General features: G+C 71.0%; 27 protein-coding genes and 1 pseudogene. 10 read left to right on the forward strand and 18 right to left on the reverse strand.

Going from position 1 to position 26391, the window contains the following annotated elements; all coding sequences use genetic code 11:
* Positions 1 to 64 precede the first annotated feature (64 nt).
* Positions 65 to 703 carry a TetR/AcrR family transcriptional regulator gene (locus tag ACIBJB_RS06895; RefSeq protein WP_398927283.1) on the reverse strand — a complete coding sequence of 213 codons (639 nt, stop codon included), beginning with the start codon at positions 701 to 703 and terminating at the stop codon, positions 65 to 67.
* A 93-nt stretch (positions 704 to 796) separates the two neighbouring features.
* Here ACIBJB_RS06895 and ACIBJB_RS06900 point away from each other — a divergent pair, with 93 nt between their 5' ends.
* The gene (locus tag ACIBJB_RS06900; protein ID WP_398927285.1) at positions 797 to 1594 is read left to right on the forward strand and encodes an SDR family NAD(P)-dependent oxidoreductase; all 798 of its coding nucleotides are present in this window, start codon (positions 797 to 799) and stop codon (positions 1592 to 1594) included.
* A 201-nt stretch (positions 1595 to 1795) separates the two neighbouring features.
* Here the strand turns inward: ACIBJB_RS06900 and ACIBJB_RS06905 are convergent, their stop codons facing one another.
* Together ACIBJB_RS06905 and ACIBJB_RS06910 are read right to left on the reverse strand one after the other, a co-directional pair.
* Positions 1796 to 2935, reverse strand: a complete 1140-nt coding sequence (locus ACIBJB_RS06905) for a thiolase family protein (protein ID WP_398927287.1) — start codon at positions 2933 to 2935, stop codon at positions 1796 to 1798.
* The gene (locus tag ACIBJB_RS06910) at positions 2928 to 4424 is read right to left on the reverse strand and encodes a class I adenylate-forming enzyme family protein (protein WP_398927289.1); all 1497 of its coding nucleotides are present in this window, start codon (positions 4422 to 4424) and stop codon (positions 2928 to 2930) included. Before ACIBJB_RS06910 ends, ACIBJB_RS06905 begins: the two co-directional genes overlap by 8 nt.
* Before the next feature lie 78 nt (positions 4425 to 4502).
* Here ACIBJB_RS06910 and ACIBJB_RS06915 point away from each other — a divergent pair, with 78 nt between their 5' ends.
* The gene (locus ACIBJB_RS06915; protein WP_398927290.1) at positions 4503 to 5270 is read left to right on the forward strand and encodes an SDR family NAD(P)-dependent oxidoreductase; all 768 of its coding nucleotides are present in this window, start codon (positions 4503 to 4505) and stop codon (positions 5268 to 5270) included.
* A gap of 162 nt (positions 5271 to 5432) precedes the next feature.
* Here the strand turns inward: ACIBJB_RS06915 and mftR are convergent, their stop codons facing one another.
* Complete coding sequence (gene mftR / locus ACIBJB_RS06920; RefSeq protein WP_398927291.1) at positions 5433 to 6077, reverse strand: mycofactocin system transcriptional regulator; 645 nt, start codon at positions 6075 to 6077, stop codon at positions 5433 to 5435.
* Between the two features lie 93 nt (positions 6078 to 6170).
* On the opposite strand from mftR, the gene mftA reads away from it, so the two are divergent.
* From mftA to mftD, 6 genes are read left to right on the forward strand one after another with little or no spacing between them, the layout of a single operon-like run.
* Positions 6171 to 6320, forward strand: a complete 150-nt coding sequence (mftA, locus tag ACIBJB_RS06925) for a mycofactocin precursor MftA (RefSeq protein ID WP_398927292.1) — start codon at positions 6171 to 6173, stop codon at positions 6318 to 6320.
* A complete protein-coding gene (mftB, locus tag ACIBJB_RS06930; protein ID WP_398927294.1) occupies positions 6310 to 6630 on the forward strand; it encodes a mycofactocin biosynthesis chaperone MftB in 321 nt (106 codons plus the stop codon). Before mftA ends, mftB begins: the two co-directional genes overlap by 11 nt.
* On the forward strand, positions 6627 to 7829 hold the full coding sequence (mftC, locus tag ACIBJB_RS06935) for a mycofactocin radical SAM maturase (protein ID WP_398927297.1): 1203 nt from the start codon (positions 6627 to 6629) through the stop codon (positions 7827 to 7829). Before mftB ends, mftC begins: the two co-directional genes overlap by 4 nt.
* A 3-nt stretch (positions 7830 to 7832) precedes the next feature.
* Positions 7833 to 8543, forward strand: a complete 711-nt coding sequence (mftE, locus tag ACIBJB_RS06940; protein WP_398927299.1) for a mycofactocin biosynthesis peptidyl-dipeptidase MftE — start codon at positions 7833 to 7835, stop codon at positions 8541 to 8543.
* Positions 8540 to 9364, forward strand: a complete 825-nt coding sequence (locus tag ACIBJB_RS06945; RefSeq protein WP_398927301.1) for a mycofactocin-coupled SDR family oxidoreductase — start codon at positions 8540 to 8542, stop codon at positions 9362 to 9364. Before mftE ends, ACIBJB_RS06945 begins: the two co-directional genes overlap by 4 nt.
* A gap of 40 nt (positions 9365 to 9404) precedes the next feature.
* Complete coding sequence (gene mftD / locus ACIBJB_RS06950) at positions 9405 to 10595, forward strand: pre-mycofactocin synthase MftD (RefSeq protein WP_398927303.1); 1191 nt, start codon at positions 9405 to 9407, stop codon at positions 10593 to 10595.
* Between the two features lie 18 nt (positions 10596 to 10613).
* On the opposite strand, the gene ACIBJB_RS06955 is transcribed toward mftD, so the two are convergent.
* From ACIBJB_RS06955 to ACIBJB_RS06980, 6 genes are all read right to left on the reverse strand, one after another.
* Complete coding sequence (locus ACIBJB_RS06955; RefSeq protein WP_398927305.1) at positions 10614 to 11477, reverse strand: SDR family NAD(P)-dependent oxidoreductase; 864 nt, start codon at positions 11475 to 11477, stop codon at positions 10614 to 10616.
* A 16-nt stretch (positions 11478 to 11493) separates the two neighbouring features.
* The gene (locus ACIBJB_RS06960; protein ID WP_398927307.1) at positions 11494 to 12396 is read right to left on the reverse strand and encodes an LLM class F420-dependent oxidoreductase; all 903 of its coding nucleotides are present in this window, start codon (positions 12394 to 12396) and stop codon (positions 11494 to 11496) included.
* Positions 12397 to 12401: 5 nt separating this feature from the next.
* Positions 12402 to 13181 (reverse strand): enoyl-CoA hydratase/isomerase family protein, encoded by a 780-nt coding sequence (locus ACIBJB_RS06965; RefSeq protein ID WP_398927309.1) that lies wholly within the window; start codon positions 13179 to 13181, stop codon positions 12402 to 12404.
* A gap of 79 nt (positions 13182 to 13260) precedes the next feature.
* The gene (locus ACIBJB_RS06970; protein WP_398927312.1) at positions 13261 to 14358 is read right to left on the reverse strand and encodes an acyl-CoA dehydrogenase family protein; all 1098 of its coding nucleotides are present in this window, start codon (positions 14356 to 14358) and stop codon (positions 13261 to 13263) included.
* Positions 14345 to 15250 (reverse strand): acyl-CoA dehydrogenase family protein, encoded by a 906-nt coding sequence (locus tag ACIBJB_RS06975; protein WP_398927314.1) that lies wholly within the window; start codon positions 15248 to 15250, stop codon positions 14345 to 14347. Before ACIBJB_RS06975 ends, ACIBJB_RS06970 begins: the two co-directional genes overlap by 14 nt.
* Complete coding sequence (locus ACIBJB_RS06980; RefSeq protein WP_398927316.1) at positions 15228 to 16652, reverse strand: class I adenylate-forming enzyme family protein; 1425 nt, start codon at positions 16650 to 16652, stop codon at positions 15228 to 15230. Before ACIBJB_RS06980 ends, ACIBJB_RS06975 begins: the two co-directional genes overlap by 23 nt.
* A gap of 76 nt (positions 16653 to 16728) precedes the next feature.
* Between ACIBJB_RS06980 and ACIBJB_RS06985 the strand changes: the two genes are divergently transcribed.
* A complete protein-coding gene (locus tag ACIBJB_RS06985) occupies positions 16729 to 17757 on the forward strand; it encodes a 2Fe-2S iron-sulfur cluster-binding protein (RefSeq protein WP_398927318.1) in 1029 nt (342 codons plus the stop codon).
* A 35-nt stretch (positions 17758 to 17792) separates the two neighbouring features.
* Here ACIBJB_RS06985 and ACIBJB_RS06990 read toward each other — a convergent pair.
* The 8 genes and pseudogenes from ACIBJB_RS06990 to ACIBJB_RS07025 all read right to left on the reverse strand — a co-directional run bounded on the left by ACIBJB_RS06990 (position 17793) and on the right by ACIBJB_RS07025 (position 25391).
* Positions 17793 to 19017: pseudogene (locus tag ACIBJB_RS06990) on the reverse strand (RNA-guided endonuclease InsQ/TnpB family protein).
* A 139-nt stretch (positions 19018 to 19156) separates the two neighbouring features.
* A complete protein-coding gene (locus ACIBJB_RS06995; protein WP_398927319.1) occupies positions 19157 to 19501 on the reverse strand; it encodes a PaaI family thioesterase in 345 nt (114 codons plus the stop codon).
* On the reverse strand, positions 19501 to 19632 hold the full coding sequence (locus tag ACIBJB_RS07000; RefSeq protein ID WP_398927321.1) for a hypothetical protein: 132 nt from the start codon (positions 19630 to 19632) through the stop codon (positions 19501 to 19503). The genes ACIBJB_RS06995 and ACIBJB_RS07000 overlap by 1 nt, the downstream gene beginning before the upstream one ends.
* A gap of 36 nt (positions 19633 to 19668) precedes the next feature.
* Positions 19669 to 20835 (reverse strand): acyl-CoA dehydrogenase family protein, encoded by a 1167-nt coding sequence (locus ACIBJB_RS07005; protein WP_398927323.1) that lies wholly within the window; start codon positions 20833 to 20835, stop codon positions 19669 to 19671.
* Entirely contained in the window at positions 20835 to 21104 is a 270-nt protein-coding gene (locus ACIBJB_RS07010) for a chorismate mutase (RefSeq protein ID WP_398927325.1), read from the reverse strand. The genes ACIBJB_RS07005 and ACIBJB_RS07010 overlap by 1 nt, the downstream gene beginning before the upstream one ends.
* Positions 21101 to 22579 carry a FadD3 family acyl-CoA ligase gene (locus tag ACIBJB_RS07015; RefSeq protein ID WP_398927327.1) on the reverse strand — a complete coding sequence of 493 codons (1479 nt, stop codon included), beginning with the start codon at positions 22577 to 22579 and terminating at the stop codon, positions 21101 to 21103. Before ACIBJB_RS07015 ends, ACIBJB_RS07010 begins: the two co-directional genes overlap by 4 nt.
* Entirely contained in the window at positions 22576 to 23757 is a 1182-nt protein-coding gene (locus ACIBJB_RS07020; RefSeq protein WP_398927329.1) for an amidohydrolase family protein, read from the reverse strand. The genes ACIBJB_RS07015 and ACIBJB_RS07020 overlap by 4 nt, the downstream gene beginning before the upstream one ends.
* A 38-nt stretch (positions 23758 to 23795) precedes the next feature.
* Entirely contained in the window at positions 23796 to 25391 is a 1596-nt protein-coding gene (locus tag ACIBJB_RS07025; RefSeq protein ID WP_398927331.1) for an AMP-binding protein, read from the reverse strand.
* Between the two features lie 206 nt (positions 25392 to 25597).
* Here ACIBJB_RS07025 and ACIBJB_RS07030 point away from each other — a divergent pair, with 206 nt between their 5' ends.
* Positions 25598 to 26341 (forward strand): enoyl-CoA hydratase/isomerase family protein, encoded by a 744-nt coding sequence (locus ACIBJB_RS07030; protein WP_398927333.1) that lies wholly within the window; start codon positions 25598 to 25600, stop codon positions 26339 to 26341.
* Positions 26342 to 26391: the final 50 nt, after the last annotated feature.

Here is a 26391-nt window from a genome sequence, read left to right on the forward strand (position 1 = left end):
AAATTCTCGTGAACAGGAACAGCGTTCTGGATCTGGCCAAGGGGCAGCACGCCAACTCCCTCGATCAGGAGCGGGCCCCTGCCACCAGGAAGCGCTTCAGCTGCTCGACATCCGCCTCGTCCGGTGTGTGGCCGGACAACAGCCAGTGCTGCAGCGCGGCGACGGCCGCCCCGGCGATGGTCCGCCCTGCGCGGACCGGGTCCACGGCGCCCAACTCCCGTGCCGGGCCCGCGAAGAGCGCACCCAGGCCGTCCACCAGGACCACCATGGCGTGCCCCGCGTGGGGCACCGGGGTGACGGCGGCGGCGAGGACCGCCCGTACGCGCGCCGCGAGTAGCGGGTCGGCGGCCTGCCGTACGACGGCGGCGATCCCGGCGCGCAGCCGGTCCTCGGCGCTGTCTCCCGCGGCGCGTTCCATCCGACGCCTGACTTGTCCGGCGAGTTCGCGTGCCCCGCGTTCGACGATCGCCTCCACCAGGGCGTCCCGCCCGGAGAACGCGCGGTAGAAGGCATCGTTGGAGAGCCCCGCGGCGGCCACGATGTCGGCGACGCGAGGCGCACGTGGCGCACCCTCGGTCATCAGCTTCAGCCCAGCGTCGAGCAGGGCGTCCACCTCGGCGCGGGCGCTCTGTTCGGCACCCGCCATCCGGCGGCTTACGGCCCGTTCGGCGAGGGACGGCGGGTGGGGATCGGTCGGAGTCAACGCTCTACCTCCTGCACAAGAGTTCCATTCTGGAATCCGAGAATGCTAATTTCGCATGCACTTGCCGGACCTGTCATCGGGGGCGCGAAGCACATGGGACACAGGGCATCCAACGCGCGACGCACGGGATACGCAGACGGCCTGTTCGACCTCAGCGGCCGCGTGGTCCTGGTCACCGGCGGCAGCCGCGGGCTGGGACGGGAGATGGCGTTCGGGGCGGCCCGCTGCGGCGCGGACGTCGTGATCGCCTCGCGGACATATGAGGCGTGCCTGACCACGGCAGGTGAGATCGAGAAGGAGACGGGCCGCGCCGCCCTGCCATACGCGGTCCACCTGGGCCGCTGGGACCAGCTGCCGGGGCTCGTGGACGCGGTGCACGAGCGCTTCGGCCGCCTGGACGTGCTGGTCAACAACGCTGGAATGTCGCCGGTGTACGAGGACTTGGGCGAGGTGACGGAGAAGATGTTCGACGCCGTCGTCGCCCTGAACCTCAAGGGTCCGTTCCGCCTCTCCGTGCTCGCCGGGCAGCGGATGGCCGCGGCGGGCGGCGGAGCCATCGTCAACGTCAGCTCCACCGGCTCACTGCGCCCGCGCGCCCCGATCGTGCCGTACGCGGCGGCGAAGGCGGGACTCAACGCGATGACAGAGGGCCTGGCGCACGCGTTCGGGCCGACGGTCCGCGTCAACACCCTGATGTGCGGTCCGTTCGCCACCTGGGCCACCCGCCACTGGCAGGACGACCCCGAGGCGCTCGCGGCCGGCGTACGCGACCACGCGCTACAGCGCATCGGCGACCCCCGCGAGGTCGTCGGCGCCGCCCTGTACCTGATGTCGGACGCCGCCTCGTACACGACGGGGGCGACGTTGCGGGTCGACGGGGGGATGCCCTGAGAGCGCTCGGGGCATCCCCCGGCCCTTTACCGTGGTGCGTGACGCGGCGTAGTGCCTCATCGCGATCCGCGCACCAATTTCCCCAGCCACACCGGCGTTCGCGCATCGGCGTCATGGTCGTCCGTCAGCGCCGAGACGCTCACGCAGCCGTCCGAGACAGCGGCGGCATCGGTCCAGAACCGGCGGAACTCCCGCCCCGGCTCACCGCCCCGCCACCTCGACCACCATCGCCGACGCCATCCCCCCGCCCGCGCACATGGCGGAGACGCCCACTCCCCCACCCCGGCGCCGCAGTTCATGCACCAGCGTCACCAGCATCCGGGCGCCGGTGGCGGCCACCGGGTGGCCCAGGGAGATGCCGCTGCCGTTGACGTTGACCCGGTCGGGGTCGAGGGCGAGGCGGCGTATGACGGCCACGCACATGGACGCGAAGGCCTCGTTGATCTCGAAGAGGTCGACGTCGTCGAGGGAAAGTCCTGCTCTGGCAAGGGCTTTGGGGATGGCCAGGGCGGGCGCCATGCCGGTCTCGGCGGGGTCGACGCCCACGGACGCCCACGCGCGCACCGTGGCGAGTGCGGGGAGGCCGAGGCGGTCGCTCGCGACGACGAGGGCCGCGGCGGCGTCGTTGCCGCCGCAGGCGTTGCCTGCGGTGATGCTGAAGCCTTCGATCTCCGGGTGCAGCGGCTTGAGTGCGGCGAGTTTCTCCAACGAGGTGTCCCGGCGCGGGTGTTCGTCGATCGAGAACAGTCCGTGCGGCGTCCCGATCGGGACGGTCTCGGCATCGAAACGCCCCTCGTCGATGGCGCGAACGGCGTTCCGGTGCGAGCGCAGGGCCCAGGCGTCCATGTCCTCGCGGCTGATCTTCTCGGCGACAGCCGTGTTCCAGCCGATGGTGTACGACATGTCGAAGTTGGGCGCGTCCGGCCGGTCGGGGTGGGTCGGCGGGTACCAGTCGCTCCACTCGCCGTCCACGCGCAGCCGCGAACGGGGCGCCGTCGAGGCCGAGTTGACGCCTCCCGCGATCACCAGTTCGTCCATGCCGGACCGGACGGACGCGGCGGCGTGTTCGACGGCGGCGAGACCCGCCGCGCAGTGCCGGTTGACGGCCGCTCCAGGTAGCGAGGTCAGGCCGGCGGTCAGCGCGGCGTGCCGGGCGATGACCCCGCCGCCGTACAGGCCCTCCCCGAGGACCACGTCGTCGACGCCGGCCGGGTCGAGGCCCTTCGCCGCGGCGGAAACGATGTGGTCCGCGAGGTCGTAGGCGCTGGTGTCCCGCAGGGTGCCCTTGCCCGCGGTGCCGATGGGGGTACGCAGGGCGCGGACGATGACGGCTTCAGGCATGGGTGGCCTCTCGGTCGGGGTGGTCGCCCGGCTGGGCAGGGGCTTCGGCCGGCTCTGCAGGATCGGCGGGAGGGGCGGTCTCCGGCTCGGTGAACTCCGTGACCAGCACGCGGCGCAGCAGTTTTCCGGTGTCGGTGCGCGGCAGTCCGGCGCGGAAGACGATCGTGTCGGGCGTCTTGGAGGTACGCAGCCGCTCGCGCACCCAGCCTCGCAGGACATCGGGCTCGCCTTCGCCGACCACGAAGGCGACGATCCGCTGCCCCCACTCCTCGTCGGGGACACCGATCACGGCCGCCTCGCGGATGCCGGGGTGGGCGAGCAGCACGTCCTCGATCTCCTCGGGTGCGATGTTCTCGCCTCCGCGGATGATGGTGTCGTCGGCACGGCCCTCGATGAACAGGTAGCCGTCGGCGTCGAGCCGCCCGCGGTCCCGCGTCGGGAACCAGCCGTCCTCGTCGAGCGCACTGCGCCCCTGGTACTCGCCGGAGATCTGCTCCCCGCGCACGTGCACGAGCCCGGTCCCGCCGGGGCCGAGCACGTTCCCCGCACTGTCACAGATCTGGATCTCGACACCCGGCAGGGCGCGTCCCACCGACGACAGGCGTTCGCGTACGGACGGTTCGGCGGCGGCGAGGGCCGCGCGGTGGTCGTCGGGGCCGAGCACCGCGACGGACGACGCCGTCTCGGTCAGGCCGTACGCGTTGACGAAACCTGTCTCCGGGAAGAGCGCGAGGGCCCGCTCCACAACGGCGCGCGGGGTGCGCGCGCCCCCGTACGCGAGGTGGCGCAGGGTCGGCGTGCCCGCGTCGGGACCCTCCACGGCCTCGACGACGCGGGCGAGCATGGTCGGCACGAGCATGGCGTGGGTGACACCTTCGCGGCGTACGGTGGCCAGCCACTCCCCCGCGTCGAAGGCGGACAGGTAGACGACCCGGCGGCCGGTGTAGAGGTTCGAGAGCAGATTGGTCAGGCCTGCCACGTGGTACGGCGGGACCGCGACCAGCGCCGCGTCGCCCGGCTCGGCCGACCCGAACTCCTGGGTGCCGAGGATATAGGCGAGCAGGTGCCGGTGGCGTAGCAGCGCGGCCTTGGGTGCGGCGCTCGTGCCGCTGGTGTAGAGGATGACCGCCACCGCGTCCGGGTCCCACTCGGCTTCCCGGGCGATGTCGGAAACGTCGTTCTCGGATGGCGCGGTGAGCGTGTCGAGGTCTTCGGAGCTCAGCAGCAAGGCGCCGGGATGCCGGGTTTCGATCTCCGCCAACTGCTCGTGTCCCAGCCGGTAATTGAGCGGTACGAATGGCACGCCTGCCAGCGCAGCGCCGAACAGCGCCACGGGATAGGCCAGTTGGTTGACACCGCGGTAGAGGACGGCCGGACTGCCCCGGAAACGCCCGGCCGCCCGGCGCGCCTGCTCCAGTAGCTGTCCGGCGGTCAGGGTGTGGCCGTCCGCCGTCACCGCAGGCCGCTCACCGTCGGCCGAAGCCGCCATTTCAAGGATCATGGTGATATTCATGAGAGTGCTATTCTCGCTATTCAAGAGCCGCACTTTCAAGAGTGGGGAGCACGTATGCGCATCAGCGGGAGTTCCGCGGTCGTGGTGGGTGGTGCGGGCGGCCTGGGCGAAGCCACCGTCCGCCGGCTGCACGAAGCGGGCGCCAAAGTCGTCGTGGCCGACCTCTCCGACGAGAAGGGCAAGGCCCTCGAACAGGAGCTGGGGGTGCGATACATCCGCACCGACGCGACCAGCGAGGCGGACGTGCAGACAGCACTGGCCGAGGCCGAGGCCCTGGGAGAACTGCGCATCTCGGTCGACGCGCACGGCGGCCCGGCCTCCGGCGGCCGCCTGGTCGGCAAGGACGGCACCCCGCTCGACCTGGACGGCTTCCGCCGCACCATCGACATCTACCTGACCGGCGTCTTCAACGTGATGCGGCTCGCCGCCGCCGCGATCGCGCGCCAGGAACCGCAGGACGGACAGTCGGGGCGCGGCGTCATCGTCAACACCGCGTCCATCGCCGCGTACGAGGGGCAGATCGGACAACTCCCCTACGCCGCCGCGAAGGGCGGCGTCGTCGCCATGACCTTGGTCGCGGCCCGCGACCTGTCTCCGCTGGGCATCCGTGTCGTCACCGTGGCTCCCGGCACGTTCCTCACACCCGCGTACGGGCAGGCAGGCGACAAGCTGGAGGCGTACTGGGGTCCACAGGTCCCGCATCCGAGACGGATGGGCCGCCCGGCCGAGTACGCGCAGCTGGTCCAGCAGATCACCGAGAACGACTACCTCAACGGCGAGGTGATCCGGCTGGACGGGGCGCTGCGCTTCCCGCCCAAGTAGGCCGGACAGGCCGTACTGCCCGGCTCGGACATGGGAGAAGGGGAGCAACTAAGCGGCCTCGGCGAAGTCCGGTGCGGCGCCGCGCCCCGTAAGGGGCGCGAGGAACTGCGCGACCAGCCCCCACCGGCCCGCAGCTTCAGCACCATGCTTCCAGCGGAGCGCTTAGCTCTGGGTGCCGCCCTCATGGGCGGCGAACCCATCCCCCAGCGCCCCGAGCGCCTCGTCGAGCCAGGCCGTCAGATCACTCTCCGGCTCCCCCAGCCAGCAGTCGTACGCGGCGCGGCAGGCGGCCACGGTGGTACGTCCCACGGCCAGCGGAATGAGCGCGTCGGCCGGTACGCCGAGCCGGCGCGCGGCGTACTCGCTGATCGCCCGGCCCCACGCCTCGTAGTGCGGAGCCGCACTGGCCATCAGCGCCTCGGACGCGGTCAGCAGCGTCATGCGGGTGCGCAGTTCGTCCGGGTCGCCGCCGCGCGTGCGGTTGGCGTCCACGACGGCCTGCCGCACCGCCCGCATCAGCGGGACCTCGTCATCGATCCGGTCCAACGCCCGCTGCAGTCGGGCCACTTCGGTGTCCCAACCGTGCCACAGGACGGCCGCCTTGGACTCGAAGTAGCGGAAGAAGGTGCGCCGGGTCACGCCCGCCTCGGCTGCGATGTCGTCGACCGTGACCCGGTCGAAGCCGCGTTCGCTGAACAGCCGCAGCGCGATCAGGTCGAGGGCGCGTGCACTGGTGCCGCGCGGACGCCCACGGGGCCGCTCCCCGTCGGCGCTAACCGCCGCTTCTCTGCCCCGACTTCGCTCCACCGTATTGATTATGTCACAGAGTGACGTTACGGTTCCGAGTATTCGTCACAGTGTGCCAAAAAGACTGCGCGCATCCTCCTGAGGAGCACAGACATGGCCTACGAACCCGAGACGCCCACCCTCGACGAGCGCCCCGCACAGACCGAACCGGCCGACCCCGCAGCCGCCGAGGACACCGAGGCCCTGGCCGAGGACGTCCTGGTAGAAGAGATCTCGATCGACGGCATGTGCGGTGTCTACTGACCCGGCGGGCGCCGCCAAAAGCCCCGCCTTCGACCTCGACGCCCCCTGGCGCCTGCACCCCCGGGCGGCCATCCGCCCCGAGCGGTTCGGCGCGCTGCTCTACCACTTCGGGACGCGGCGGCTCTCCTTCCTGAAGAACCGCACTCTGCTCGACGTGGTCCGCGCACTCGACCAGGAGATCAGCGCCCGTTCGGCCTGTCTCGCCGCGGGAGTGAGTGAGCGGGACCTGCCGCTGTTCGCCCGCGCCTTGGACGGCCTGGCGGCCTCGAACATGATCTGCCCGCGCACCGAAGGGAGGTCCCCCGCATGAGCCTCGCATCAGCGTCCCTCATCGAGCACTTCGAGGACGGTCTCGCGGCCCCGATCTGTCTGACCTGGGAGCTGACCTACGCCTGCAACCTGGCGTGTGTGCACTGCCTGTCCAGCTCCGGACGCCGCGACCCGCGCGAGCTGACCACCGCCGAGTGCAAGACGGTGATCGACGAGCTGGAGCGGATGCAGGTCTTCTACGTCAACATCGGCGGCGGAGAGCCGACCGTGCGCCCCGACTTCTTCGAGCTGATCGACTACGCGACGCGGCACCACGTCGGCGTCAAGTTCTCCACCAACGGCGTCAGGATCACCCCCGAGGCCGCCCGCCGGCTCGCCGCGAGCGACTACATCGACGTGCAGATCTCGCTCGACGGGGCCACCGCCGAGGTCAACGACGCGGTGCGCGGGTCCGGTTCGTACGACACCGCGCTGCGCGCGATGACCCACCTCCGCGACGCCGGATTCGAGGGCTTCAAGCTGTCGGTGGTGATGACCCGTCACAACATCGGCCAGCTGGACGCGTTCAAGGAGCTGGCCGACCGGTACGGCGCCCAGTTGCGCATCACCCGGCTGCGACCCGCGGGCCGTGGCGCGGACACCTGGGGCGAGCTGCACCCGCTGCCGGAGCAGCAGCGCGAGCTGTACGAGTGGTTGCTGAGCCATGGCGAGTCGGTGCTCACCGGGGACTCGTTCTTCCACCTTTCCGGCTATGGCGAGGGGGCCCTGCCCGGCCTGAACCTGTGCGGGGCGGGCCGCGTGGTGTGCCTGATCGATCCGGTCGGCGATGTGTACGCCTGCCCGTTCGCGATCCACGAGAACTTCCTCGCGGGCAACGTCCGCTCGCCGGGTGGCTTCCCACAGGTCTGGCGGCACTCCGAGCTGTTCGAGGAGCTGCGCGGCGCGCAGTCCGGCGGGGCGTGCACGTCCTGCTCGGCGTACGACTCCTGCCGCGGCGGCTGCATGGCGGCGAAGTTCTTCACGGGGCTGCCCCTTGACGGGCCGGATCCCGAGTGCGTCAAGGGGCACGGGCAGGTGGCGCTGGCGAGCGCGGTGGGCACGGCACCCCGCCCTTCCCAGGACCATTCGCACCGTTCACGTCCGGTCCCGGTGACGATCGGCCGCCGCCCCGAGCGGCTGAGCGCCCCCGACCGCGCCTGCGACGAGAACCCGCTCGCAGGCTTCGTACCGGAGCCGTGAGTCATGTCCGGACGGCAGCTGTCGGACCTGACCTGGCCCGAGGTGCGGCGGCACGTCGACGAGGGCGCCCTCCTTGCCGTGCCGGTCGGATCCACCGAACAGCACGGCCCGCATCTGCCACTGTCCACGGACGCGGACATCGCGCTCGCCCTGTGCGAACGCCTGGCTCGGACGCGTGCTGACGTTCTGGTGGCGCCCTGCGTCGCGTACGGCTCCAGCGGCGAGCACGCGGGGTTCCCGGGGACGCTGTCGATCGGGCAGGAGGCGCTCGAACTGCTCCTGGTCGAACTGGTACGCAGCGCCACCGACACCTTCGAGCACGTGCTGCTCGTCTCGGCGCACGGCGGCAACGCCGAACCGGTGGGCCGGGCCGTGGCCCGATTGCGGGCCGAATCGCGTGATGTCACCGTCTTCCTGCCGTCATGGCGCGGCGGTGACGCACACGCCGGGCGTACGGAGACGTCACTGCAACTCGCCCTGCGCCCGGGCCGCTTACGGATGCGTGAGGCCGCCGCGGGCAACACCCGTCCGTTGGCGAAGCTGATGCCGACGCTGCGGGCGGGAGGCATACGCGCGGTGAGCGAGAACGGGGTTCTGGGGGATCCCGCAGGCGCCACCGCGGCTGAAGGCACAGCGCTGCTGCGGGAGTTGACCGACGAACTCGTCGCTCAGGTCTCGCGCTGGCGCGCCGGGCGGCAGGCGGTGGCGCCGTGAGCCGGACACACAAAACTAGCGATACGGGTACGAAGCCGCGCGTCGCACTCGTCACCGGGGCAGGCCGCGGGATCGGCGCCGCCACGGTGGCGGCCCTCGCCTCCCGCGGCTGGAACGTACTCGCGGTCGATCTGGCCTGCGACGACCCGGATCTGCCGTATCCGATGGCCACCAAGGCGGAACTCGACGCGGTGGTGGCGCGGGCGGGCGCACTCGCACGCGTGCGGCCCCTCGTAGCCGACGTACGCGATCCTGCGGCTCTGGCGGAGGCCGTGTCCGAGGCCGAGAGGTACTGGGGCGGCCTCGACGCGGCGATCGCCTGCGCGGGTGTCATCGCAGGCGGCGTGCCGCTGTGGGAGGTGCCGCCCGCGCAGGAACGCGCGGTGCTCGACATCGACCTGGGCGGCGTCCTGAACCTCGCCCGGGCCGCGCTGCCCGCACTGCTGCGCAGGCCCGAGCCCCGGCAGGGCCGCTTCCTCGCGGTGGCGTCGGCCGCGGCCACGCGAGGCCTGCCGATGCTCGCCGCCTACTGCGCGGCCAAGGCCGGCGTGGCGGGTCTCATCCGAGCCCTCGGCGTGGAGTTGGGCGGCACCGGCGTGACCGCCAACGCCGTCAGCCCGGGCTCCACTGCCACCCCGATCCTCACCGAAAGCGCCCGCCTGTACGACCTGCCGGACCGCGAGGCGTTCGCCGCCCAGCAACCCATGGGCCGGCTCCTCGATCCGGCCGAGGTCGCCGAGGTCCTCGCGTTCCTCGCCGGGCCCGGCAGCAGCGGCATGACCGGGGCGGTCGTCCCGGTCGACGCCGGCCTTGCCCTCTGAGAACCAGTCACCATCCATGCATTCGTAGAAGGGACTCCTCATGGCCCTGCTCGGCAACCCCTGGTTCGAGACGGTCGCCGAGGCGCGGCGACGCGCCCGGCGCAGGCTGCCGCCCGCCGTGTACGGCGCGCTGATCGGAGGTTCCGAAGGCGGCCTCACCCTCAAGGACAACCAGGCAGCGTTCGGTGAACTGGGCTTCGCCCCGCATGTGGCAGGCCTCGCCGCGCAGCGCGACCTGACGACCTCGGTCATGGGACAGGAACTCGCCCTGCCGGTCATCTGCTCGCCCACGGGAGTCCAGGCCGTGCACCCCGACGGGGAACTGGCCGTCGCCCGCGCGGCGGCGGCTCGCGGCACGGCGCTCGGGCTGAGCTCCTTCGCGTCGCAACCCGTCGAGGACGTGGTGGCGGCGAACCCGCGGACGTTCTTCCAGATCTACTGGTCCGGCACCCGCGAGCAGATCCTGCACCGCATGGAGCGCGCCCGCGCCGCCGGTGCGACGGGCCTGATCCTCACTCTGGACTGGTCGTTCTCGCAGGGCCGCGACTGGGGCAGCCCGGCGATCCCCGAGCGGATCGACGTACGCACGATGATCCGGTACGCGCCCCAGGCCCTCACCCACCCGCGCTGGCTGGCCGCCTACGCAAAGGCCCGCCGGCTGCCCGAACTGTCCGTGCCGAACATGACGCAGGACCCGGGCGCCGACGTGCCGGGATTCTTCGGCGCGTACGGCGAGTGGATGCAGACCCCGCCGCCCACCTGGCAGGACGTGGCCTGGCTGGTCAAGCAGTGGGACGCCCCCTTCATGCTCAAGGGCATCACCCGCATCGACGACGCCAAACGTGCCGCCGACGCGGGCGTCACCACCCTGTCCGTCTCCAACCACGGCGGCAACAACCTCGACGGTACCCCTGCCGCGATCCGCGCCCTGCCGGCGGTGGCCGAAGCGGTCGGCGACGAGGTGGAGATCGTGCTCGACGGGGGTGTGCGGCGCGGCGCCGACGTGGTCAAGGCGCTCGCGCTCGGGGCGAGGGCGGTGATGATCGGCCGCGCGTATCTGTGGGGCCTCGCGGCGAACGGCCAGGCCGGCGTGGAGAACGTGCTCGACATCCTGCGCTCCGGCATCGACTCGGCTCTGCTCGGGCTCGGGCGCGCGTCGGTACGGGAACTCGGGCGCGAGGATGTGCTCGTACCGGAGGGGTTTGTGCGCAGGCTCGGCGCAGAGCAGTGACGCGCGGTGCTCCACCGCTCAGGCCTGCGGCTCGTCCCGGTCGAGCAGGCCCGCCGGGACGTGGTTCGCCCAGCCCTGCCCCGGCCAGTTGAACCACCCCGACGACGCGTACGTCCCGCCGTCGGGGTGCAGGGTCGTGCCGGTGACGTACGAGGACAGGCGTGAGGCGAGGAAGACGACGCATCCCGAGACGTCGTCCACTTGGCCCACCCGGCCCATGGGGATCGCGGCCCGCACACCGGCCGGGTCGGCCAACACACCGCCAACCGAAGCGAGTCGGGAGAGCCGTGGGGTGGGCGTGAGATCCGGGGCGACGTTGTTGACGCGTATCCCGTACGGTGCTTCTTCGACGGCGAGCGTGCGCGCGAACTGCTCCACGGCCGCCTTCGCCGCCGCGTAGACGGCGAATCCGGGCGCGGCGCGGTGCGCCTCGACGGTGGTCAGGTTGACGATGCTGCCGCCGCGTCCGCCGTCCCGCATCCGGGGTACGGCGAGGGAGCAGGCGTGCAGGACATGCAGAAGGTTGGCGCGCAGGAGCGCGTCCCAGCCCTTCGGTGACGTGTCCGTGAAGGCGGCACGGAAGGTGCCGCCGACTACGTTGACCAGGGTGTCCAGGCGCCCCCATCGCTCGTCGACCGCCTCGAACAAGTCGGTGAGAGCCGCCGGGTCGCGTGCGTCGCCGTGCCGGACGATCGCTTCGTGGCCGCCCTCGTCGAGCGTCCCGCGCGTGGCTGCGGCCGCTGCCGGGTCGATGTCGAGTACGGCGGTACGTACCCCGCAGGCCGCCAGGTCAAGGGTGATCGCGGCGCCCAGGCCGCCCGCCCCGCCCGTGATCACGGCCACGGTGCCGGCCAGTCCGGCGCGCTCCTCGAACCAGCCCATGGATCCGCCTCTCCGTTCACCTCAGATACGTGGCACCGAACGCGTCGATGAATGCGAAGGTGTCCGCGGCCGAGTGGGTCCCGCTGGAGACGACGACCCACGTGACCCCGGCCTTGGCCAGCTCGGCGAACGCCTCCCGGTGACGGTCGGGCTCGGCGGCCGGGGTGGTCAGGCCTTCGTCCTGACAGGAGTGCACGATGTCGATCGGATCCGTACGCCCCGCGGCGGCCGCCTCTTCGTACAACTCCGTGACGAGCCGGGCCAGTTCGGGCACTCCGCCGAGCCCGGGTGTACGGGCCGTCTGCGCCAGCTGAGCGCCTCCGGACAGTGGCATCCAGCCATGCGCCCGCTCGGCCACTCGTCGCCGGGTCAGCCCCGCGTTGCCGCCCACCCAGATCGGCAGCGGTGACTGGACGGGACGAGGGCGGCAGACGACATCGCGGGCGCTGAAGTGGCGGCCTTCGTAGCTGAAGGGTTCACCGCTCCAGTAGCCCGGAAGCACGTCCAGCGTCTCGTCGAAGAGGGCGTTGCGCTCGTCGAAGTCGACGCCCAGTGCATGGAACTCCCCCTTCAGATAGCCCGCACCGAGCCCGAGGGTGAACCGGCCACCGGAGAGCCGGTCGAGGGTGGCCGCCGCCTTGGCCAGCAGGAACGGATTGCGGTACGGCGCGACCGACAGATAGGTGAGCAGGCGCAGCCGCTCGGTCACGGCGGCGACATGGCCGAGCGCGACGAACGGGTCCAGCGTCTGGTGCCCGCCGGAGGCCAGCCACCGTGAGCCGGGGGCGGGGTGCTCGGTCAGCGAGAACCCGTGGAATCCGGCCCGCTCGGCGGCCTGCGCCACCTCGCCGAGCGGGCCGGCGGCCAGGAGGTCGCCGTCGAGGCCGTGGGGCTCGGGGTACTGGAAGATGAACCGCATCGCGTTCAGGCGTCCTTCGCCAGGAGCCCGGCGAGCGTCTGCCGGAAGTCCTCGGTCTGGAAGGACTGGTACTCGGCGGTGGTCGCGAAGTCGAGGGTGGCCAGGATCGCGCGTTCCAGGTGCAGGTTGAGCAGCCGCTTCGTGGCCTCGACGGCCTGCCGGGGCAGGCCCGCGATGCGCTTGGCGCAGTCGAGGGCGTCGGTGAGCGGGTCCGCGCTGACGTGGTTCGCGAGGCCCATCGTGACGGCCTTGTCGGCGCGGATCCGGGCACCGGTGAGGGCGTACTCCTTGGCGAACATCAGGCTCGTGTGCAGCGGCCAGGTGAGTGGGCCGCCGTCGGCGGCGACCAGTCCGATCTGGACGTGCGGGTCGGCCAGATAGGCGTTCTCGTGGATGTAGGCGATGTCGCTGAGCGCGATCAGGCTGCACCCGAGCCCGACCGCCGGGCCGTTGACGGCGGCGACCACCGGGACGCGGCAGCGCGCCATGCCGAGGACGAGGTCGCGGCCGTGGGCGATGGTGCGCGTGCGCAGTTCGGGGTCGTTGCTCAGCTGGTCCAGGTAGGTGAGGTCGCCGCCGGCGGAGAACGCGCGTCCGCTGCCGGTGAGCACGGCGGCGCGCGCGTCGTGGTCCTCGCTCAACTGCGGCCACAGTCGGGCGAGTCCGGTGTGCAGGGCGTCGTTGACGGCGTTGAGGGCGTCGGGCCGGTTGAGGGTGATCACACGCAGCGGGCCCTCGGCGCGTACGTCGATCTCTGGCGGCAGGTCGTACAGCGGGCCGGTCATGTCAACCTCCAGGTCCAGCAGGTCATGTCACCCTCCAGGCCGCGCCGGTCATGTCAGCCTCCAAGTCGAGCCGGTCATGTCAGCCCCCGAGTCCCAGGATCCGGCGGGCGATGATGTTCTTCTGGATCTGCGAGGTGCCGCCCATGACGCTCTGGGAACGGCTGTAGAGGTACTCGGCGAACAGCTCCGGGTCGCGGGTGCCGCCGATGGCGAGCGCGGCGTGGCCGACATCCTGTTCGACCCAGGTCATCAGGAGTTTGTCGAGGGAGCCCTCGGGGCCGTGGTGGACCCCGTCGAGCCGTTCGGACAGGCGGCGGCGCAGGTGGAGCCGGAGCATCTCGGCCTGGACGGCCGCCCAGCGCAGTTCGTCGGACGGTTCGGCCTCCGGTGCGCGCCGGGCGAGGTCGCGCACGAGCTTGCCGTAGCGGGCGGTGAAGCCGAGTTCGGCGGGTTCGCGTTCATGGCCGACCACGGTCATGGCGAGTGCCCAGCCGTCGCCGGGGGCGCCGACCATGCGGTCCGCGGGGACTCGCGCGCCGTCGATGACGAGCTGTCCGAATTCGCTCGTGACCCCGTTGATCATCTTCAACGGCCGCTGCTGGATGCCTTCTTGGTGCATGTCGACGACGAACGCCGAGATGCCCTTGTGGCGCGGCACGTCCGGATCGGTGCGGGCCAGCATCAGGCACCAGTCGGCGACGTCCGAGTAACTGGTCCAGATCTTGTGGCCGTTGAGGAGGTACGTGTCGCCGTCTCGCTCGGCCGTGGTGGTGAGGGAGGCGAGGTCGGAGCCTGCTCCGGGTTCGCTGAAGCCCTGGCACCAGCGTTCCGTTCCGTCGATCATGCCGGGCAGGAACCGGCGGCGCAGCTCTTCGCTGCCGTGCCGCCCCAGGCCCTGGACAAGATAGCCGAGGCTGGGGCGCGGGCGGGCTCCGGCGCGGGCCAGTTCCTCGTCGAGGATCACGTCGTACACCGGGGGCAGCTCGTGGCCGCCGTACGCGCGCGGCCAGGTGAGGCCGAAGAACCCGGCGGCATACAGGGCCTGGTGCCAGTCGCCCTGCCGTGCCCAGTAGTCCGCGCCGGAGCCCGAGGCGGGGAACCTCGCGGCGTTGTCCGCCAGCCAGGTCCGCAACCGGCCGCGGAACGCGGCCTCTTCGGGTGCGTCACGATAGTCCAAGGTCGATCTCCTCCAGACGTACGGGGAACAGCTCGCTCGACGTGAGCACGCGCCGCAGATACACATGGGCCAGGCACTCCCAGGTATTGCCGATGCCGCCGTGCACCTGGATCGCGGTCTCGCACACGGTGCGCGCGGCGCGTGCGCAGTAGACCTTCGCGATACGGGCGGATCGCAGGGCCTCCTCCGGGCCGGTCGCGTCGACGGCCCAGGCCGCGTACCGCAGCACGCTGGTGGAGCCCTCGATCAGGGCGAGGCCCTCGGCGAGCGGGTGCGACACGGCCTGGTAGGAGCCGACGGCCTGTCCGTACTGTTCGCGGATCTTGGCGTATTCGCAGGCCAGCGCGTGCGCTCCGCGGGCGGCTCCGAGCAGGTCGGCGGAGGTCGCGACGAGTGCGAGGGCGTGGAAGCGGGCGGCCCGCTCTTCGGTGAGCGCGGGCAGCGGCTCCGGTGCGCCGACGAGTTCGCTGCGCGAGCGCGTGAGATCAGCGGTGCGTACGGCGTCCCCCAACGCGCCCGCGAAGGGGATGGTGTCCCGCAGCTCGACCGCGCGTCGCATGCCCCGCGCGTCGACGGCCTCGCCGTTCACCGCGAGCGTCCAGGCGGTGCGGTCCGCGGGTGCGGCCGGGAGCAGTTCGTCGGCGAGCACCGGACCCAGATACGGCACGTCGATCAGGCCGCGCCCGAACTCCTCGGTGACCAGAGCGACTTCGACACCGGAGGCGCCGTCGGAGCGCAGCCGGCGCCAGCCCGCGTCGGCGACGGCCTTCTCCAGGCGGGTGAGACGCGCTTCGTCGTCCAGGTCGAGGACCGAGCCCGGTCCGAGGTCCGCGGCCAGCTTCCCCGCCGCCTCCCTCAGCCACTGCTGCTCACTGGTCAGCCGTGCGTCCATGACGCTCCTTCAGGACTCGGCGCAGGACCTTCCCTGACGGAAGGCGGGGTATCTCGTCCACGAACACGACTTCGTGCGGCCGTTTGTAGGTGGCCAGGCGTTCGCCGACGTAGGCGATCAGGTCGCCCTGCGTCACCGGTGCGCGCGTGGAGACGGCGGCGATCACGGACTCCGAACCCTCCTTGCCGGATACGCCGTAGACGGCGCAGTCGGCCACAGCCTGATGGCCGAGGAGCACGCCCTCGACCTCGGCCGGCGCGACCTGGAATCCCCGGACTTTGATCATCTCCTTGGAGCGGTCCGTGAGGTACAGCCAGCCGTCGGCGTCCACGCGCCCGACGTCACCGGTGCGGTACCAGCCGCTCCGGAAGGCCTCGCTGGTCGCTCCGGCGGGCAGGTAACCAGCCATCAAGGACGGCGACTTGAGCTCGATCTCGCCGGTCTCGCCGACCCCGAGGACGCGCCCCGTCTCCAGGTCGGTGACCCGCACCCGCACCCCCGGCACCGCCCGCCCCACACTGTCGAGCCGCGCGCCCCGAAGGGGATTGCAGGCGATGACGGGCAGTTCGCTCGCCCCGTAGGCAGGCACCCAGCCGACCCCCGTACGGCGGGTGACCTCCTCGGCGACGCCGGCTGTCACGGGTGTCGCGCCCCACATGATGAACCGCAGCGAGGACAGGTCGTACGACTCCAGGTCCGGGTGCCTCGCCATCGCCAGGGCGATCGGCGCGACGGCCATCTCGACGGTGATCCGGTCCTTCTCGATCCGTTCGAGGACCCGGTTCAGATCGAAGCGGCGATGCAGCCGCACCCATGCACCGGCGGCGAGCGCCGTCTCGATGTTGAGCAGGCCGAGGATGTGCGAGGGCGGGGTGGTCACCTGGAGGCGGTCCTGCCTGGTGAGTTGGAGGGCGTCCGTCCAGTGTCTTGTCGCCGCGGCGAACGACGCATGGGTGTGGCGTACGGCCTTCGGCAGTCCGGTCGTGCCCGAGCTGAAGACGAGGACGGCATCGGCTGCCGGATCGGGCGGGGAGAACGTCCCCGCGCCGTCACCGGCAAGCGCCACTTCGTCCAGGTGCAGCATGGGCATCAGGTCGGCGAGCACCTGCTGGTCGCCGAGCGCGTCGGCGGGGCGGGTGACCGCCAGGACATGCTCGACCTCGGTCCTCTTCCACGCCGGGCTGATGAGGACGACCGCGGCTCCCGCCTTCCACACGGCATGGACGGCCACCACGAACTCCGGCCGGTTCGAGGCCATGAGCGCCACCCGCTCCCCCGCGCGCACCCCCCGGCGTACCAGGGTCGCGGCGAGTGAGTCGGCGAGGGCCTCGAGCCGGCCGCGGCTGTACGTCTCCTCCTCGAAGGCCAGGGCCGCCTCATCCTGCGCGCCGGACGTCTGCATGTGAGAGGCTCCCATCTCGACTGCGAGAACGTTATTCTCAGAGAGATAGAACTTTCATACCAGAAGGAGGCCGCCCGTGCCGACCCCCTCGCCCGTGCCTGCTGCGTTCCACCGCGCGACGATCACCCGGATCGTCCGGGAAACCGCCGACACCACCACGTACACGCTCCGTCCGCACAGTGGCGATTTCTCCTACCGCGCAGGGCAGTTCTGCACGTTCCGCGTGCAGGTGGACGGGCGGCACCTGCTGCGCTCGTACTCGATGTCGAGTGCGCCGGAGACGGACGGCGAGCTGATGACCACGGTGAAGCGGGTGCCGGGCGGCAAGGTCTCGAACTGGCTGGGCGACCACGCACGCGAGGGCGACACGCTCGAACTCACCCAGCCCCGGGGGCGGTTCTGCCTGCGCGAGACCGAGGTTCCGCTGCTCGGATTCGCCGGCGGCAGCGGCCTCACGCCCGTGTTCTCGCTGGCCAAGAGCGCACTCGCCGGTACGCGGCGCAAAGTCAGGCTGTTGTGCGCCGACCGTTCGCGGGACGCGGTGATCTTCGCCTCGGCCCTCGACGAGCTGGTGCTGCGGTATCCCGGAAGGCTCACCGTCGTACGTCATCTGGACGCGGATCAGGGCCTGTTGGATCAGGCCGGGGTCAAGGAGTTCGTGGGTGCGGACGGGGACGCGGACGTGTACGTGTGCGGCCCCGAGCCCTTCATGGAACTCGTCGAGTCGGCGCTTCCGGGCGGCGGAAAGCTGTTCAGCGAACGGTTCGGCGCGGCAGTTCCTGCCGCCCCTCCGACCGCGACGGCCGCCCCGCCCGCTCCGACAGCCGCGGCGCCGGGGACCATATCGATCCGCCTGGGCAACCAACGGGTCGCGGTGCCCGCCCACCCCGGCGAGACGCTTCTGCAGACCGCCCGCCGGGCGGGCCTGACCCCACCCTTCTCCTGCGAGGCCGGAAACTGTGCCACGTGCATGGCAAAGGTCACCGAAGGATCGGTGCGCATGCGAGTGAATGACGTTCTGGAGGACGACGAGGTGGCGGAGGGCTATGTGCTCACCTGCCAGGGGGTACCCGAAACGCCGTCGGTGACGGTCGAGTACGATTGAATCCTCCCCTCCCTGAAGGGAAGGGGATTCCTGGCTCAGACTGCCTCCTGGAGCTGCGCTCCAGGAGGTCTTCCGCCATCAGTACCAGCCGGGTTGAGACCAGCCCGGACGAGCATCACGCGGGCGGAGTTCTTGTCCCGTGGGGACACGGCTCCGCAGGCGGTGCAAGTGTAGGTGCGCTCACCCAGCGGCAGGCGATGCTTGGCTCTCGCATCACAATGCGCGCAGTCCATCGTGGTGTGCGCGGGGTGGACCAGGCGGATGTCCCGCCCGTGTTTGCGGCCCATCTCGATCAGAGCGGCCTTGGTGGCGCCGATGGCGGCATCCGCAGCCTTGCGGGCCATCGTCGTCTTGGCCAGGAACTTCGGACGGAAGTCCTCGACAGCGACGGCGTCGTGGTCGCGGACCACCTTCTTGGCCCACTTACGGCCGGTGTCCGCACGCTGCCTGGCGACCTTCTTGCACGCCTTCGCCGGCAGTCTCTTCGCCTCGCGGTAGGCCTTCGATGCCGGTTGTCCCTTCTTCGGCTTGCGGCGGGCCATCATCCGGTCGTACCGCGTCAGCTTGGTCTGAGCCTTCTTGCCGTATTCGGCGTGCGGCAGGTCGTGCGCGTCGGACGTGGTGGTCGCGGTCTCCTTCACGCCCCAGTCGACGCCGACCGTGTGGCCGGTCTGCGGCAGGGGCTGGACCTGGGCGGGTACGACGAACGAGCCGTACCAGTGCCCGAGGCTGTCCTGGTACACGCGCACCGAGGACGGCTCAGCCGGCAGCTCCCGCGACCACACCACCGCCACGACGATGCCGCCCGCCAGTTGCAGCCGGCCGTCCTTCAACCGGAAACCGCGCCGCGTGTAGTTGAGCGTCGGCAGCGCTTCGTGCTTCTTCTTGTACGTGGGCATCCCGGCCCGGCGCGCCACCGGCAGGCGGCGCTCTTGGATGTCCTTGTGCGCCTTGGCGCGGGAACGGCCGAAGTCACGGATGATCTGCTGCTGGGGAACCGACGAGCCCGCACGCAGCCACGGCGTACGGGCACGGGCCTCGGTCAGCATCCGGTCGAGCTGAGCCGGGGCCGCACGTGGCCTTCTGGCCGGTGGCCTTGTTGCGCAGGTGTACGGCTGTGGACTTGGCAGCACATTCGTTCCACACCCAGCGGCATCGGCCCCACTCCCCCGCCAGGGCGGTGCGGGCTGTGGCCGACACGCGCAGCCGGTAGGTATATCGGGCATGCCCGGCCTCCGCAGCCGCCGTCGCCTCCGCCATCTCGCCCCCTCATGGGCCCCGGCCGGAACCCCGTGCCGTCCCGAACCTTCCGAAGGACCATACGTACGACAGCCGCACAAACGCACCCCCATCCCGCAGCCACCACCCCGACCAGCGATCACAGGCACACGCGTTCGCATCACCTCGGTGATGTCGGCAGCGGTACGGGCGCTCCGCGCCCTGAACCGGATGCGGCGACGCTCCGCGTCGCGCCCCCGAATGCAATTCCTCCCCGGCGTGAACGCCGGGGCCTCCTCGCAAGAAGGAGGTGCTGGCTCACCAGCACCCGTTCTCGCACCTCGAACACATCGGTCTGCACGACGATGAAGGATCGCCCGATGTGCAGAGGGCGGGCCACTGCATCAACGGTGCCCGCGCGGACCGGGCGGAAGAAATTGGTCTTGGACTCGACGGTCGAAGTGTCGGCACCCTGCGGCAGATTCAGGTAGGCGCACACGGCGCCGACCGTGTCCGCGAGAGTCATCAGCACACCACCGTGGAGCGCCGCGCCGGCGTGCACAGGTCGGAGGACCAGGACAGGGTGCCGCTCGCGTGCTCGGCGGTCTCCTCGGTGAGGTCGGGACCGACTCCGTGGTCGACTACCCCGGGAGTCATTGACACCGGCGACGGATGCAAGTCCGGGCCTGACCCTCAGTACGACCGCGGCAGCCCCATCACGTGCTGGGACACGTAGTTGAGCACCATCTCCTGGCTCACGGGCGCGAGGCGAAGGAGCCGGGACTCGCGGAAGTAGCGCTCGACGTGGTACTCGCGGGCGTATCCCATGCCGCCCAGCGTCTGCACGGCACGGTCCGCGGCCTGGAAGCCGGCGTCCGCGCACAGGAACTTGGCCATGTTGGCCTCGCGTCCGCAGTCCAGGCCGCGGTCGTAGCGCCAGGCGGCGTTGCGGGCCATGAGCCGGGCCGCGTCGAGGCGGGTCAGGGCCTCGGCCAGTGGGAAGGCGATGCCCTGGTTCTGGCCGATCGGCCGCCCGAAGACGATCCGTTCGCTCGCGTAACGGGTCGCCGCGTCGAGGGCGGCCCGGCCGAGGCCCAGGGCCTCGTGGGCGAGGAGGATCCGTTCGGGGTTGAGGCCGTCGAGGAGATACTTGAATCCCTGCCCTTCCGCGCCGATCCGGGCGCTGACCGGCACCTTCAGGCCGTCGATCACGATCTCGTTCGACGCCACGGCGTTGCGGCCCATCTTCGGGATGGGCCGGATCTCCATGGCGTTGTGGTCGACGTCCGCGAGGAACACCGACAGGCCGTGGGTGGGCTTGGCCACCTCATCGCGCGGGGTCGTACGGGCGAGCAGCACCATCTTCTGCGAGTCGCCGGCCTTGGTGATCCACACCTTGCGGCCGTGGACGATGTAGTGGTCGCCTTCGCGGCGCGCGAAGGTGGAGATGCGGGTGGTGTCGGTGCCCGCGTCGGGTTCCGTGACGCCGAAGCACACATGCAGTTCGCCCGTGGCCGCGTGCGGCAGTACGGCACGGCGGAGTGCCTCGCTGCCGTGCTTGGCCAGGACGTTGAGGCCGAAGATGGTCAGGTGCATGGTGGAGCAGCCGTTCATGCCGGCGCCCGATGCCGCGACCTCCTCCAGGAGCAGTGAAGCCTCCAGGACGCCGAGTCCGCCGCCCCCGTACTCCTCGGGGACGGCGATGCCGAGCCAGCCGGCCTTCGCGAAGGCGTCGTAGAACTCCCAGGGAAATTCGCCGCGTTCGTCGCGATCGGCCCAGTAGTCGGGAGCGAAGGTGCGGGCCAGATCGCGGACGGCCGCCTGGATGTCCCGTTGCTGTTCGCCGAGTTCGAAGTCCATCAGTCCCGCTCGCCGCCCGGATGACACAGCACGAGCACGGACCGGGCCACGAGTTCGCCTCCGCTGCCGAGCCCGTCGACATAGCGCAGGGTCGTGTCGCGTACGGCGCCGGTGTAGGCGGGGTCGACGGCGCGCGGGCCCGGGGGCATGGGCAGTCCCTGGACGAGCTCGCGGCGCCGGGCGAGCAGCGCGATGATCTGGTCGTCGAGTGCGGCGAGGTCGGCGCAGGCATTGCCGCGCCCGGTGGTCCCGACCACGTGTGTCGTCACTGCGGTCCTCCCTTGGCGATGTGCAGTTGGTCCTTCATGACCTTCCCGGTCCCGTTCAACGGCAGCTCGGTCCGGAACTCCACGGATCTGGGCACCTTGTACCCGGCCATCCGCTCCCGGCTCCAGGCGAGCAGGTCCTCCTGCGACACGGGGGAACGCGTGACGACGAACGCCTTGCCCACCTGGCCGAGGCGCTCGTCCGGCACCCCGATGACAGCGGCCTGCGCGACCGCGGGATGCTCGAGGAGGAAGCCTTCGATCTCGGCCGGGTAGGCGTTGAATCCGCCGACGATGAACATGTCCTTCTTGCGGCCGACGATCCGCAGCCGTCCGTCCGCGTCGAGCGTGCCGAGGTCGCCGGTGTGCAGCCAGCCGTCGGCGTCGACGGCCTCGGCGGTGGCCGCCGGGTCGTCGAGGTAGCCCTGCATGACGCTGTAGCCGCGCACCAGGACCTCGCCGTCCTCGGCGATGCGCACTTCGACGCCGTCGCACGGGGTGCCGACGGTGGTGGCGATGGACTCGAAGGAGTCGCCGGGGCGTGAGGCGGTGACGGTACCGGCCTCGGTCAGCCCGTACCCGGTCATGATCGACCGGAAGGGCAGCTGCGTACGCACGCGCCGGATGAGCTCCACGGGAATGTCGGCGGCTCCCGTCACGGCGGCCCGCAGCGAGGACAAGTCGTTGCCTCTGCCGGCCACTTCGAGGAGCGAGTGGTAGAGGGTCGGCGGCCCGGGCAGCATCGTGATCTTCTCCCGCTGGACCAGCTCCACCACCCGGTCCATGTCGAAGACCGGCACGGGGAGGATCGTGGCGCCGCGGATCAGCGAGGCGATGATGCCGGCCTTGTAGCCGAACGTGTGGAAGAACGGGTTGACGGCCAGATACCGGTCGCCCTCGCGCAGATCGGCGAGGTGGCACCACTCCTCGTACAGGCGCAGCGTCTGCCGGTGCGTCATCAGCACGCCCTTGGGGCGGCCCGTGGTGCCCGAGGTGTAGATGACGTCGGCGATGTCATCGGGGCGGGATGCGCGGTCGTACGGCGATCCGCTCGCCAGGAAGTCCGTGCGGAGGTCGATCACCGGGATGCCGTCCGGCGCGGTGAACTCGCGTCCGAGGAAGCCCGGTTGGACGAGTACGAGCTTCGCGCCGCTGCGCCCGATGATGTCGGCGGCCTCCTGGCCCTGCAGCCGGGTGTTGACCGGCACCAGGACGCCGCCCGCGGTGACCGCGCCGAGCGCGGCCACGATCCACTCGGCCGAGTTGGGCGCCCAGACGGCCACGCGGTCGCCCGTGCCGATGCCCGCCGAGGCATACGCCCCGGCGGCCCTGCGGATGCGCTCGGCGAGTTCGGTGAAGGTCAGGCGCGTGGAGCCGTCCACGACGGCCTCGGCGTCACCGAAGCGTTCGGCGGCGCTGAGCGCCATCCGCGGGATGGTGCCCCAACTCGCCCATCCCGCCGCGCTCGCGGTGTTCATACGCCGAGCAGGCGGGCCAGGTTGCCGCCCATGACCTTGGCCTTGTCCTCGTCGCTCAGCTTCGCCAGGTGGTCGACGTAGGTCACCGGGTCCGCGAGACCCTCCGGGTGCGGGTAGTCGGAGCCGAACAGGACCCGCTCGATGCCGATGAGGTCGCCGAGCGCGGCCATGTCCTCCTCCCAGAAGGGGCTGATGTGGATGTGGCGCTTGAAGACGTCTACCGGGTTCTCCTGGAACTCGTGCGGCATCTTCTTGTACACGTCGGCCAGGCGGTCGAGGAGCGGCTCGACCCAGGACGCGCCGTTCTCGATGACGGCGACCTTGAGCGCCGGGAAGCGGCTCAGCGCGCCGTGGCAGATCAGGGACGAGACGGCGTCCTCGATCGGCCGCCACTCGTTGACCTGCCGGAAGGCGTTGGGCTTGAAGGGCAGGAACTCCCGCTGGTTGCCCTCCCAGTCGTTGGCGTAGTCCGAGTAGCCGCTGTCGGAGGAGTGCAGGGTGACGAGCAGGTCGTGGTGGACCACCCGCTCCCAGAACGGGTCGAACTCCGGCAGGGCGAACGAGCGGGTGATGCCGCCGGGGCCGGGCACGGGCGCGGGACGGACCAGGATGGCCCGGGCACCTCGCTCCACCACCCATTCCAGCTCCTCGATCGCCTTGTCGACGAACGGGAGCGTGATGACCGGGACGGTGAAGATGCGGTCCTCGTAGTTGAAGGACCAGGTCTCGTGCAGCCACTGGTTGAGCGCGTGGATGACCGTGTGGATCAGCTCCGGGTCGTCCTTCATCCGCTCCTCGATCAGGCTCGCGAGGGTCGGGAACATCAGGCTGCGCCGGATGCCGAGTTCGTCCATCAGCTCCAGGCGCGGGCCGGGTTCACGGAAGGCCGGGATCGCGCGCATGGGTTCGCCGAATATCTCCCGGCGGGTCTTGCCGGTGGGGTTGCCGACCTTGAAGTACTCCTCCATGGCACCGGGCCGCGCGACGACCTCGAAGGTGGGGTTGGGGATGTACTCGCTGATCCGGCCCCGGACGGCGATCTTCGTCCGGCCGTCGACCTGGACGTACCGGATCGCCCCCGCGTACTGCTCCGGCAGGTATTTGGTGAGGGCCTCCTCGGTCTCGTAGAGGTGGTTGTCCGCGTCGAAGAGCGGATACGGCAGCTCGCGCGAGGGCATGAGATCCTCCTTCACTGATTACGAGAATGCTATTCTCATCAACCTTCCGCCGCAATGTCCTCGCGCGCCTTCACCGAGAGTTCGCCGCGGAGCACGAACTTCTTGACCTTGCCGCTCGCCGTGCGCGGGAAGTCCTCGACGGCGTGCAGCTCCTCGGGCCACTTCTGCCGTGCCAGACCGGCACGTCCGAGGTGAGCGCGCACCTCGTCGAGTGAAGGGAGCGCATGGCCGGGGTGCAGGCGCACGAACGCGGCGGCGTGCTCGCCCAGGCGTGCGTCGGGCGCGGCGACGACGGCCGTTTCGGCGACGGCCGCGAGGCCGAGGAGCACTTCCTCGACCTCCACGGCGCTGATGTTCTCGCCGCCGCGGATGATGACGTCCGCCTTGCGGTCGACGATGGTGAGGTAGCCGTCGTCATCGATGACGCCGATGTCGCCGGTGCGGTACCAGCCCTCCGCGTCGAACACGGCCGCCGTCAACTCCGGGTCGGTGTACCCGAGGCAGAGGTCGGGGCCGCGGGTGAGGATCTCCCCGTCGTCGGCCAGGCACACCTCCACACCCGGCATCGGATCGCCGTCCGTGTGCAGGCGCTTGGCGGCCGGCGCGCTGACCCGGGTGGCGGTGGCCGAGGGGTGTTCGGTGGATCCGTACGAGCGGAACACCGTGATGCCGAGGGCCTCCAGGCGCGTGGTGACGGGCGAGGGGACCGCGGCGCCGCCAAGGCCCGCGTACGGCAGGCGGGCAGCGTCGGCGGCGGTGAAGTCCGGGTAGTCGAGCAGGCTCGACATGTAGTACGCGGCTCCCCCTCCGACCGCGAGCCCTTCCTCGCGGATCAGGCGCAGCGCCTGGCCCGGGTCCCAGACGTCGGTCAGGTTGACCGGCATTCCGTCGAGCACCTGGATGAGCAGCGCGTTGATCATGCCGATGAAGTGCCCGAGGGGTGCGGCGGTCAGCTGGTCGCCGCGGTCGGCCGGATACAGGTCGGCCAGCTGTCGCGTCTCGAAGCCGAGCGTGCGGTGGCTGTGTACCACTCCCTTGGGATCACGGGTGGTTCCCGAGGTGAAGGCGATCAGAGCGGGCGCGTCCGGGTCCACCGCGGCGGTGCCCGTCAGGGGTTCGCCGGCCAGCAGGTCGTCGAAGTCACGCCCCACCACACCCACGACGGGCACGTCCGTGCAGACCTCCGGGTCGAAGCTCAGACGGCCGAACTTCTCGGCGGTCACGAAGACCTTGGGGCGGGTGGCGTCGAGGATGTAGCTCAGTTCCTTGCGCCCGTAGAAGTGGACGACGGGGACCACGACGGCACCCAGGAACGCGGAGGCCCAGAAGACGGCCGCGGCCTCCATCCAGTTCGGCAGCTGCAGCACGATCCGGTCGCCGGGGACGACTCCGCGAGCGCGCAGCCCCGCCGCCAACCTCCGTGCGATGCGCTCGACTTCGGCGAACGTGCCCTCGTACGGCCGGACTTGCGAATGCACGCGGAAGGCGACGTCGGGAGCGAAGGCGAGCCCTCGGCTCAGGAGGTCGCCGATGGTGTCGCGGGTCCACCAGCCCTCCGCCTCGTAGCGGGCGACCAGCTCCGGCGGGATCTCACGGAAGGTGTACGACAGCTCTGACGGCACCGTGGCAGGCATGGCGAGCGCTCCCCTGACGACTTGGCGGCCGGATCTCGGGCCGGGTCACGATGGGCGGGCGGTGCGGGAGTGCGGGCAGGGCGCCGCCCGCGTGGCCCGGGCGGTCCGGATCTTCTCCCTGGACCGACCCGCCCCGGCGCCGGATATGCTATTTCCGCTTCATGAGAATGCCAATATCCTCGACGCCACAGGTACGGAGGTTCCGCATGGTCGAGCTGGACGGCGCGGTCGCGACGGTCGAGCTGGAGCTGTACGGCGCGGTCGCGGTCGTCACCATCAACCGCCCGCACGCCCGCAACGCCATCTCCCTGGACACCATGGGCGAGTTGGAGAAGACCCTGGATGCGGCACAAGGGGCGCGGGCGCTGGTCATCACGGGGGCGGGAGACCGCGCGTTCGTCTCCGGCGGCGACCTCAAGGAGCTCGCGGCCCTGCGCACTCATGAGGAGGCCGCCGAGATGGCCCGGCGGATGCGCGGCGTCTGCGATCGGATCGCGGACTTCCCCGCGCCGGTGATCGCCGCGCTCAACGGGCACGCCCTCGGCGGCGGCGCCGAGATCGCGGTGGCGGCTGACATCCGGGTGGCCGCGGAAGGCATACGGATCGGGTTCAACCAGGTCAGCCTGGAAATCATGCCGGCGTGGGGCGGCGCGGAACGGCTGGCGACGCTCGTCGGGCCGGGACGAGCGTTGCTGCTGGCCGGGGCGGGGCGGATTCTGGACGCGGGCGAGGCCGAGCGGCTGGGGCTCGTCGACCTGGTGCTGCCGCGAGCCGAATTCGCCGACGGCTGGCGTCAGTTGGCGGCGTCGCTGGCCAATCGCCCCGCGGCGAGCATCAAGCGCGTGGTCCGCGGAGTCTCCGCGCAGGAGGCCGTGGACGCGTTCGCCGAGCTGTGGGTGGCGGACGAGCACTGGGAGGCCGCGGAACAGGTGCTGCGCCGCCGCCCCTGAGCGCGGCACACCATCGGCCCTGCCCGGGGACCATGCGCGAGGGCAGGGCG

This window comes from Streptomyces sp. NPDC050759, from assembly GCF_044456945.1.
In the GTDB taxonomy this organism is placed as follows: domain Bacteria; phylum Actinomycetota; class Actinomycetes; order Streptomycetales; family Streptomycetaceae; genus Streptomyces.

Excerpts from the sequence above, each read along its gene's own strand:
- ACIBJB_RS06900 (WP_398927285.1), top strand. The coding sequence starts at position 797 with ATGGGACACAGGGCATCCAACGCGCGACGCACGGGATACGCAGACGGC.
- ACIBJB_RS06980 (WP_398927316.1), bottom strand. The coding sequence starts at position 16,652 with ATGCAGACGTCCGGCGCGCAGGATGAGGCGGCCCTGGCCTTCGAGGAG.
- ACIBJB_RS06905 (WP_398927287.1), bottom strand. The coding sequence starts at position 2,935 with ATGCCTGAAGCCGTCATCGTCCGCGCCCTGCGTACCCCCATCGGCACC.
- ACIBJB_RS07005 (WP_398927323.1), bottom strand. The coding sequence starts at position 20,835 with ATGGACTTCGAACTCGGCGAACAGCAACGGGACATCCAGGCGGCCGTC.
- mftE (WP_398927299.1), top strand. The coding sequence starts at position 7,833 with ATGTCCGGACGGCAGCTGTCGGACCTGACCTGGCCCGAGGTGCGGCGG.
- ACIBJB_RS06960 (WP_398927307.1), bottom strand. The coding sequence starts at position 12,396 with ATGCGGTTCATCTTCCAGTACCCCGAGCCCCACGGCCTCGACGGCGAC.
- mftD (WP_398927303.1), top strand. The coding sequence starts at position 9,405 with ATGGCCCTGCTCGGCAACCCCTGGTTCGAGACGGTCGCCGAGGCGCGG.
- ACIBJB_RS07000 (WP_398927321.1), bottom strand. The coding sequence starts at position 19,632 with ATGACTCCCGGGGTAGTCGACCACGGAGTCGGTCCCGACCTCACCGAG.
- ACIBJB_RS06910 (WP_398927289.1), bottom strand. The coding sequence starts at position 4,424 with ATGGCGGCTTCGGCCGACGGTGAGCGGCCTGCGGTGACGGCGGACGGC.
- mftC (WP_398927297.1), top strand. The coding sequence starts at position 6,627 with ATGAGCCTCGCATCAGCGTCCCTCATCGAGCACTTCGAGGACGGTCTC.
- ACIBJB_RS07025 (WP_398927331.1), bottom strand. The coding sequence starts at position 25,391 with ATGCCTGCCACGGTGCCGTCAGAGCTGTCGTACACCTTCCGTGAGATC.
- mftA (WP_398927292.1), top strand. The coding sequence starts at position 6,171 with ATGGCCTACGAACCCGAGACGCCCACCCTCGACGAGCGCCCCGCACAG.
- ACIBJB_RS06965 (WP_398927309.1), bottom strand. The coding sequence starts at position 13,181 with ATGACCGGCCCGCTGTACGACCTGCCGCCAGAGATCGACGTACGCGCC.
- ACIBJB_RS07030 (WP_398927333.1), top strand. The coding sequence starts at position 25,598 with ATGGTCGAGCTGGACGGCGCGGTCGCGACGGTCGAGCTGGAGCTGTAC.
- ACIBJB_RS06955 (WP_398927305.1), bottom strand. The coding sequence starts at position 11,477 with ATGGGCTGGTTCGAGGAGCGCGCCGGACTGGCCGGCACCGTGGCCGTG.
- ACIBJB_RS06975 (WP_398927314.1), bottom strand. The coding sequence starts at position 15,250 with ATGGACGCACGGCTGACCAGTGAGCAGCAGTGGCTGAGGGAGGCGGCG.
- ACIBJB_RS07015 (WP_398927327.1), bottom strand. The coding sequence starts at position 22,579 with ATGAACACCGCGAGCGCGGCGGGATGGGCGAGTTGGGGCACCATCCCG.
- ACIBJB_RS06995 (WP_398927319.1), bottom strand. The coding sequence starts at position 19,501 with ATGACTCTCGCGGACACGGTCGGCGCCGTGTGCGCCTACCTGAATCTG.
- ACIBJB_RS07020 (WP_398927329.1), bottom strand. The coding sequence starts at position 23,757 with ATGCCCTCGCGCGAGCTGCCGTATCCGCTCTTCGACGCGGACAACCAC.
- ACIBJB_RS06915 (WP_398927290.1), top strand. The coding sequence starts at position 4,503 with ATGCGCATCAGCGGGAGTTCCGCGGTCGTGGTGGGTGGTGCGGGCGGC.